Annotated in this window: 11 protein-coding genes; all 11 read left to right on the top strand. The window is 35.0% G+C overall.

The window, feature by feature from the left end; all coding sequences use genetic code 11:
* On the top strand, nt 1-679 hold a 679-nt coding region (locus B2S90_RS07580; RefSeq protein WP_286696822.1), incomplete at its 5' end, for a substrate-binding domain-containing protein.
* Nucleotides 679-1,983, top strand: coding sequence for a sensor histidine kinase (locus B2S90_RS07575; protein WP_147556427.1), 1,305 nt, complete (start codon nt 679-681; stop codon nt 1,981-1,983). The genes B2S90_RS07580 and B2S90_RS07575, both read left to right, overlap by 1 nt.
* Nucleotides 1,976-2,650, top strand: a complete 675-nt coding sequence (locus B2S90_RS07570; protein WP_055288735.1) for a response regulator transcription factor — start codon at nt 1,976-1,978, stop codon at nt 2,648-2,650. Before B2S90_RS07575 ends, B2S90_RS07570 begins: the two co-directional genes overlap by 8 nt.
* On the top strand, nt 2,643-3,920 hold the full coding sequence (locus tag B2S90_RS07565) for an extracellular solute-binding protein (protein ID WP_286696821.1): 1,278 nt from the start codon (nt 2,643-2,645) through the stop codon (nt 3,918-3,920). The genes B2S90_RS07570 and B2S90_RS07565 overlap by 8 nt, the downstream gene beginning before the upstream one ends.
* A 115-nt stretch (nt 3,921-4,035) precedes the next feature.
* On the top strand, nt 4,036-4,467 hold the full coding sequence (locus B2S90_RS07560; protein WP_286696820.1) for a PTS sugar transporter subunit IIA: 432 nt from the start codon (nt 4,036-4,038) through the stop codon (nt 4,465-4,467).
* Between the two features lie 14 nt (nt 4,468-4,481).
* Nucleotides 4,482-4,973 carry a PTS system mannose/fructose/N-acetylgalactosamine-transporter subunit IIB gene (locus B2S90_RS07555; RefSeq protein ID WP_055288734.1) on the top strand — a complete coding sequence of 164 codons (492 nt, stop codon included), beginning with the start codon at nt 4,482-4,484 and terminating at the stop codon, nt 4,971-4,973.
* A 30-nt stretch (nt 4,974-5,003) separates the two neighbouring features.
* Complete coding sequence (locus B2S90_RS07550; protein WP_055288733.1) at nt 5,004-5,852, top strand: PTS mannose/fructose/sorbose/N-acetylgalactosamine transporter subunit IIC; 849 nt, start codon at nt 5,004-5,006, stop codon at nt 5,850-5,852.
* A gap of 1 nt (nt 5,853) precedes the next feature.
* On the top strand, nt 5,854-6,690 hold the full coding sequence (locus B2S90_RS07545; protein ID WP_055232832.1) for a PTS system mannose/fructose/sorbose family transporter subunit IID: 837 nt from the start codon (nt 5,854-5,856) through the stop codon (nt 6,688-6,690).
* A 19-nt stretch (nt 6,691-6,709) separates the two neighbouring features.
* Nucleotides 6,710-6,973: a hypothetical protein gene (locus B2S90_RS07540; RefSeq protein WP_055232834.1), complete on the top strand. Its 264-nt coding sequence runs from the start codon at nt 6,710-6,712 to the stop codon at nt 6,971-6,973.
* Nucleotides 6,974-7,044: 71 nt separating this feature from the next.
* The gene (locus B2S90_RS07535) at nt 7,045-7,833 is read left to right on the top strand and encodes a Cof-type HAD-IIB family hydrolase (protein WP_286696819.1); all 789 of its coding nucleotides are present in this window, start codon (nt 7,045-7,047) and stop codon (nt 7,831-7,833) included.
* A 54-nt stretch (nt 7,834-7,887) separates the two neighbouring features.
* Nucleotides 7,888-8,657 (top strand): haloacid dehalogenase-like hydrolase (locus B2S90_RS07530; RefSeq protein WP_286696818.1); only part of this gene is annotated, 770 nt, incomplete at its 3' end.

Genomic DNA, 8,657 nt, shown 5'->3' with positions numbered 1-8,657 from the left:
GGTGGATGGAATCTTTGTGAATCCTATTGTTTCTAATAAGCTGACTTCTTTAGAATCAGCAAGAAAAGCTGGAATACCTGTTATCGCAATTGATGCTGCGGTTGATAATGGTGATTTTATAGATTGCACGATTGAATCAGATAATTATGATGCGGGTGTATTATGTGCACAAGATATGATGAAGAGGCTTCAATCAGCAAATATCGTCTTATTAAAGCATTCCACTGCTGAATCAGCAAAATCTAGAATTCAAGGCTTTATAGACACAATTAAAAATAATCCACAATATCATATTGTGGATTCTGCGGAATGTGAAGGACAGCTTGAACGTGCGATGCCGGTGATGCAGAATGTTCTAGAAAGACACTCTAAAGTAGATGTTGTTATGTCTTTAAATGATCCTTCAGCTTTAGGTGCTTTGGCCGCTATTGAGTCAATGAAGCGCACAAATATTCTTGTTTATGGTGTGGATGGCACACCAGATTTGAAGTCACTCATTAAGCAGAGTCCTTTAGTGGCAGGGACTGCCGCTCAGTCACCTATCCAGTTTGGCAGATTAGCCGCAAAGAATATGTATTCTATTCTCAATAGAAAAGATGTGCCTGAAATAATAGAGGTCCCTGTGACACTTATCACAAAAGACAATATTGATACCTTCAATGTCAGGGGGTGGCAGTAATGTTAGAACAATTTAATTTAAAAAGAATACGTGCAATAATGATGTTCTGGAATCTCGTCATGATTACAAGTTATGCAATGATATTCATGTTTAGTACCAAGTATATTATTATGAATAATATCTCACGAGACTTTCTGAGTTCTCTTAACTATATTCCTACAAACCCATCCATTATTTTCTTTAAATCATTGATTTTATATATAATCATCATGATACTTATGAATTTCTTTGATCATCGTGTTAAGGAATATCCATTTGAGAATATTCTCTTTCTACTTATTGAAACACTTATAGGCTTTATTATTATGAAATCATTGTATTTCATTTATAGTGGTATTATCTATTTGATATTCAGTGATGCATTATTTAGATTTAAAGAGAATAAATATGTTAAGTGGCTGACTATTCCGTTAAGTCTAATTCTTATTATTTCTAACTATAATTTCTTCAGTATATTATTTCCTCTTGTGAATGCTGATGCATATCTCAATGTGTATACAAGTACGACAAGAGGGTTATTACAGGTAGGAATCAATTTACTAGATATTGTGAATTTATTGTTCTTTATTTTATTCTTGATGATTTATATTGCGAATGAAGTACAGGAAAATGAACGTATGACACAGGAATTAATCATGGTTCATCAAGTCAATCATGAATTAGAGAATTATGCTGCAGTAAGTGAAAAGATTGCAGAAGATAAAGAAAGAAAAAGACTGGCTCGTGAAATACATGATACATTAGGACATGCATTAACAGGAATTGCAGCAGGTGTTGATGCCTGTATTGCGATGATCGATATCAATCCGCAGGCAACCAAACAACAATTGATGGTTATCAGTAAAGTTGTAAGGCAGGGAATCGTGGATGTACGTAATTCATTGAATAAATTACGACCTGGTGCTTTAGAACAGCATGGCTTTAAAGGCGCATTAGAAAATATGATTGAAGAATTCACCAGTGTCAGTGATCTAGAAATCACCTTAGACTATCGTCTTGAGAAGGTGGACTTTGAGAATACAAAAGAAGATATTTTATTTAGAGTCATTCAGGAAAGTATTACTAATGCAGTAAGGCATGGAGATGCAACGCATATTAATATTTCTATATATATAGAAGATCGGAAATTGAAACTAGAAATCCAGGATAATGGACAGGGATGTGAAGAGATTCATTATGGCTTTGGATTAAAACAGATGACAGAACGTTTATCTATGATCAATGGAAAAGTGACATATGATGGACATCATGGTTTCTTAACAGTGGTCACAATTCCAATGCAGGAGGGAGAACTTTATGATTAAAGTAATGATTGCGGATGATCAGGAACTGATTAGAGAATCATTGAAGATAGTATTAGGTACACATGAGGATATAGATGTAGTGGGGACTGTATCTGATGGGTTTGAAGTATTAAAATGTTTAGAAAAAAATGTTGTTGATGTTATTTTAATGGATATTCGTATGCCAAAGATGGATGGTGTAATAGCGACAAAAGAAGTGAAATCTAAGTATCCTGATACAAAGATTATTATTTTGACAACATTTGATGATGATGATTTTGTTTTTAGTGCTTTGCGTTATGGGGCAAGTGGTTATTTATTAAAAGGTGTATCGATGGATGAACTCTATAAAGCGATTGTGACAGTCAATACGGGAGGCGCAATGATCAATCCTGATATTGCGACAAAAGTCTTCAGTATGTTCTCTAAGATGCAGCAGAACAACTATGCAATACAAGTAGATGAAAAGGATGTAGAAACATTAAGCAAGCCGGAGTGGAAAGTGATCCAGCATGTGGGCTATGGCTTATCCAATAAAGAAATTGCCCAGAAACTCTTCTTATCTGAAGGAACTGTAAGAAATTACTTGAGTTCTATCCTCTCTAAATTAAATTTAAGAGACCGCACACAGCTGGCTATATGGGCAGTAGAAAGTGGTCTTATGACAAGGACGTTTGATGATGAATAGGTCAAAGATTTTTCTCGTTATTGTTGTTTTTTCACTCTTTTTCATGATTGTCGCAAATTACCCAGATACAATTACCTTGGAGTTAGGTGTTTTCTCAGGAAGCAACTGGGATGTACCAAGCGGAGAGAGCTATAAAATCATTGATGGCGCTATAGAACGATTTGAAAAGAAATATCCAGGGGTTAAAGTGAAGTATGAGAGTGGAATCATGAAGAATGATTATTCTTCATGGCTTTCAGATAAGATTGTCAAGGGAGAAGAACCGGATGTTTTTATGATTCTTGATGATGATTTTAATACATTGAGTTCTATCGGTGCACTTGCTAAAATAGACAGTTATACGTCTTTTGATCAGAATTTTAGTACGGATGATTATTATTCCAGTGTTTTAAAAGCCGGAACGTATTCGAAAAGTCAATATGCACTGCCTTATGAATGTAATCCGACATTGATGTTTGTGAATAAGACCCTTCTGGAAAATTGTCATATTCAGATGCCTGATAATGATTGGACATTGGATGATTTCTATTCTATATGTAAAAAGGTAAGTGAGTATTCTTCAAATTATTATGGCTATTATGATTATGGATGGCTTGATTCTATTTATGCATATGGTGCACAGGTCTTTAACGAAAAGGGAACGAAATGTTATCTAGACCAGAGTGCTGTGAAGCGTGCTATAGAATTTTATCGTAAACTCAATAATTTAAATGAAGGACATACAGTCACATCTGAAGAATTTGATAAAGGGTTAGTTGCTTTTTCACCTCTTTCTTTAGCTGTATATCGTACATATAAGCCCTATCCATGGCGTATTAAAAAGTATTCTACATTTGAATGGGATTGTTTAAAGATGCCTACTGCCTCAAAGAATCAGGGAAGTGCACAGGTGTCTACATTATTGATGGGTATGAGTGCAAAATCATATCATAAATCACAGGCTTGGAATCTATTAAAAGAATTATGTCATGATCAAACAACTCAGCATTCTTTAACACAATACTCTCAAGGAATTTCTCCTTTGAAGAAAGTTGCACAGTCACAAACAATCATTGATATGCTCGATGAAGAAACAGGTGATTCTAAAATCAGTATATCGTTATTAAATCAGGCATTACTGGGCGCACGTAACCGTGAAAAGTTTAAGAAATATGATGGGGCGAAGACGATGATTGATACCAATATGATAAAGATGATTCATTCAAGTGATGATTTCGATCTCTCTTTAATAGAATTACAAAAACAAGTGAATAAATACCTGAATGAATAGAGTGGCTTGGCCACTCTTTTTTTAATATGACAAATGTCATATTGAAGTCATGACTTTTGACAGATGGAATGAAAGCGTTTGAATGCTAGAATGTAGTCACAGGAGGAGAAAAGAAATGAAATATGTAGTACTTGTAAGCCATGGTGAGTTTGCTAAGGGATTAGCCAATGCACTTGCTATGTTAGCTGGAGAAAAGAAAGAAGTTATTGCAGTTGGATTAGAAAATGGTAAGACTGCAGATGAATTCGCAGAAGTATTCAAAGAAGCAGTAAGTCCAATTACTGCAGAAGATGAAATCATTCTTCTTGGTGACTTAATTGGTGGATCACCATTAACTACTGCACTCAATGTAATCAATGAAAAAGGTTTAACAAATAATACAGTTGTCCTTGGTGGTATGAACCTTCCACTTGCATTAACTACAGTATTAATGAAGGATAACATGGATAAGGAAATGCTTCCTCAGGCAGTACTTGGTGAAGCACATGAAGCATTAAAAGAATTTAAGCTCGCATCAGAAGATGATGACGAAGAAGACGATATTTAAGGAGGAAAACAAAAATGTCAGTTTCATTTATTCGTATTGATGACCGTATGATTCATGGTCAGACTTGTACTCGCTGGGCAAGAGAATATCCATGTGATGGATTAATTGCTGTTAATGATAAAGCAGCAGATAACAGCGTATTAAAGGCTGCTTATAAAGCTGCAAGTGGTAAAAAGACATTTGTCTGGACACTTGATGCTTTCGCTAAGAAATCTCAGAAGGTATTAGACTCTGATACTCAGTATTTCTTAATCACTAAGAATCCTGTTGATATGGCTACAATCCTAGTAGATCAGGGATTCAAGTGTGGTATTGATACAGTTATTGTTGGTCCTTGTAATGACCGTGAAGGCGCTGTAAAGCTTGGTAATAACCAGTCTATTACTCAGGAAGAAGCAGATGCATTCGAAAGAATTTCTAAAGCAGGTTATAAAATCAAATTTGCCTTATTACCAGATGTATCAATTGGTACATGGGATGACTTCAAAGGTAAATTCGGTTATTAACAAATATTATATTTAAGGGAGAAAGAAATTATGGAAATTAGTTGGTTTCAAGCTGCCCTACTTGGTTTATTTGCTTGTTTATCAAGTATGCCAGGTCTAGGTGGTACTTCTATTGGTAACTACACATTAGGTAGACCTTTAGTTGGTGGTTTAGTTTGTGGTATTATCTTAGGCGATTTAAAGACAGGTATTCTTGTTGGTATCGCTATGCAGTTAGTTTATATCGCATTAGTTACTCCTGGTGGAACAGTATCTGCAGACGTTCGTGCTGTCAGCTACATTGGTATTCCACTTGCAATGATTGCGATTCATTCTTATGGTTTAGATCCTGCTTCAGTTAAAGCTCAGGGTCTTGCTACTTCATTTGGTACAATGGTTGGTACATTAGGTACAGTATTATTCTATGGAACAGCGACTATCAACTTAGCATGGCAGCATATTGGCTGGACTGCAGTTGAAAAAGGTGATTTCAAGAAATTATATACAGTTGACTGGGTACTTCCTTGGATCTCACATATCATTTGTTCATTCATTCCAACATTAATCATGTGTAAAATGGGTGCACCAATGGTTGAATTAATCAAGAACTACTTACCAATGGATGGTCTTGCTATGAAGACTTTATTCACTGTTGGTTCATTATTACCATGTGTCGGAATTGCTATCTTATTAAAACAGATTGTTACTAAAGCAGTAGATTTCATCCCATTCTTCTTTGGTTTCACTTTAGCTGCTTCACTTGGCATTAACTTAGTATCTGCAACATTAATTGCTGCATTATTCGCTTTAATCAATTACAAGATCAAAATGCTTTCTTTATCAAAAACAGCTGTTGTTGCTGCAGATGATTTAGATGATGATGACGAGGAGGATATCTAAAATGGAAAAGAAGATTTCAAAGAAAACTCTATCAAAATCATTCCATCATTGGTATTATGGTAACCTTACATGTTTCTCACAGGAACATATGCAGACTTTTGGTTATTTAACATCAATGTTACCAATTATCGAAGAGTTATATGACAAAAAAGAAGATCAGGCAAAAGCTTTAAAAACATATACAGCTTTCTTTAACACTGAACCTCAGTTAGGTACTGTTATCGTTGGTGTAACTGCTGGTCTTGAAGAAGCACGTGCAAACGGTGCTGAAGACGTAGATGATGAAACAATCAATGGTTTACGTGCTGGTTTAATGGGTCCAATCGCTGGTATTGGTGACTCATTAGTTGTAGGTACTGTTATTCCTATCTTATTAGGTATCGCTTTAGGTATGAGTACTGGAGGTTCTCCTCTTGGTGCTATCTTCTATATCATCGTATGGAACTTATTCGCATACTTTGGTATGAAATTCTTATATTTCAAAGGTTATGAACTTGGTGGTAAAGCCGTAGACTTCTTAGTAGGTCCTCAGGGTGAAGCACTAAGAGAATCTATCACAATGCTTGGTGGTATCGTTATTGGTGCTGTTGCAGCTACTTGGGTAAGTATCAAAACTTCATTCACAATGACTGCAGCTGGTGCAACTAAACCTTTCTTAGAATTACAGAAAACATTAGATGGTGTTTATCCTGGATTCTTAACAGCAGTATTCGTTATTCTTTGCTGGTATCTATTAGCTAAGAAGAAAATGTCTCCTATCAAAGTAATGTTATTACTTGTAGTCATTGCTTTTGTAGGTGTAGTCGTTGGATTCTTCAACCCTGGATTAAAATACTAATATAAAGGAGCGTTCTATCATGAATAAAGAGCTTAAATCACATTATGTAGAAGAAGTAAAATATCAAACAAAGATGCTTAACAACTTAAAGAGATGGCTAAAGTGTTCAATCATTTTTTCCTCATTATTCCTTACGTTCATTTTATTTGGACCTACATCTCTCATAACAAGAATCGTAGGTATTGTTGGTATGGTGCTTTGTGTAATCATATCTGTGATTATTGGGCTTGGAATTAGAAATGGTAGAAACAACGTCAATAAGATATTAGATTTAATTCAATAATCCTATCAACTTATAAATTCAATTATATGAGCATCACTGATTGTGATGCTCATTTTTTTGGAGGTAACAATATGTATCAATGTATATTAAGTGATATTGATGGCACATTACTTACAGATGACCATCGTATAAGTCCTAAAACAAGAGACGCTATTAAATCTTTAGATATTCCTTTTTTACCTGTCTCTGCAAGAAGTCCAGAAGGTATCTATCCAATACTGAAAGAGAATGATATTGTTTGTCCAATGATCTGTTTTAGTGGAGGACTCATCTTAAATGAAAAGGGACAGGTATTATATGAAAATGGGATGAACTATAAACAGGCAGAAGAAGTCATTACTTTTATTAAAGAAAAGAAGTTTGATTGTACTATTAATATTTATGCATTACATGATTGGCTAGTTGAGGACAAAGATGATCCTCGTGTATTAAGAGAAGAACGTATAGTAAAAGCAGAAGCACAGAAAGGTACACTTTCTTCTTTAGATCCTTCTAGAAAAATACATAAGCTATTATGTATGTGTAATCCTCTTTATACAAAAGAGATAGAAAGAAGCTTAAAAGACAGATTTCCTCATTGTTCTATTGCCTGCTCTTCAGATATCTTAATAGAAATCATGAATGAAGGAGTCACTAAAGCAGATGCCATTAATCATCTATGTGACTATTATTCTATTAATAAACAGGATATTGTCGCTTTTGGTGATAACTATAATGATAAAGAGATGTTAGAGAGTGTAGGAATGGGTATTGCGATGGGAAATGCGCCTGATGATATTAAAAATATCGCAAAAGACGTAACAAGTACCAATAATCAAGATGGTATTTTCAAAGCTTTACATAAATTAAATATTATATAGAAGAAATCTCCGGATAGATGTAGTATAATGTAAGCAATTACGGAGGAATAAAATATGAAAAGATTATTGAATTGTACAACAAGTGAAATGCTTGCAATGAATGGAGAAGAATTAAAACAGTCTATTCTTGCATGTGAAGGAAGAACTGTCATGACTGAAACAGTAGTGGCTATTCCGCCATTATTAGGAGACTTAACGAATGCGGAACTTGCTGTTTCTTTTGGTAGCGATATGGTTCTTTTAAATGTATTTGATTGCAATAATCCAGTGATCAATGGTTTACCAGAATGTGATGAACCAGTTAAGAAGTTACAGGAATTGATTGGTAGACCAGTAGGATGTAACCTTGAACCAGTAGACTTAGATGCTGATATGCTTGAAGAAAGACAGACAATTGCGTCTGGTAGACAGGCAACTGCTGAAACATTTAAGAAAGCACAGGAATTAGGATTCAACTTCATCTGTTTAACAGGTAACCCAGGTGTTGGCGTATCTAATCATTCTATTGCAGCTGCAATTAAAGAAGCCAAGAAATATTTCAAGGGCCTCATTATTGCCGGTAAGATGCATGGTGCAGGTGTCAATGAACCTGTTGTAGATTTAGAAGCAATCAAGGAATTCATTGATGCAGGGGCTGATGTCATCTTAATGCCAGCTGTGAATACTGTTCCTGGATTATCTGAAGCAACAGTTACTAAAGCATGCGAATATATTCATGCACATAACGCTTTAGCATTATCTGCAATCGGTACAAGCCAGGAAGGTGCAGATACTGAAACAGTCAGAGAAATCGCTATTGTGAATAAAAGATGTGGTGTAGACAT

The organism is Catenibacterium sp. UBA627 (assembly GCF_002299355.1).
GTDB classification, from domain to species: domain Bacteria; phylum Bacillota_I; class Bacilli_A; order Erysipelotrichales; family Coprobacillaceae; genus Catenibacterium; species Catenibacterium mitsuoka.
Note: the sequence above shows the minus strand (reverse complement) of the source record. Positions and strands in the feature narration are given on the sequence as shown.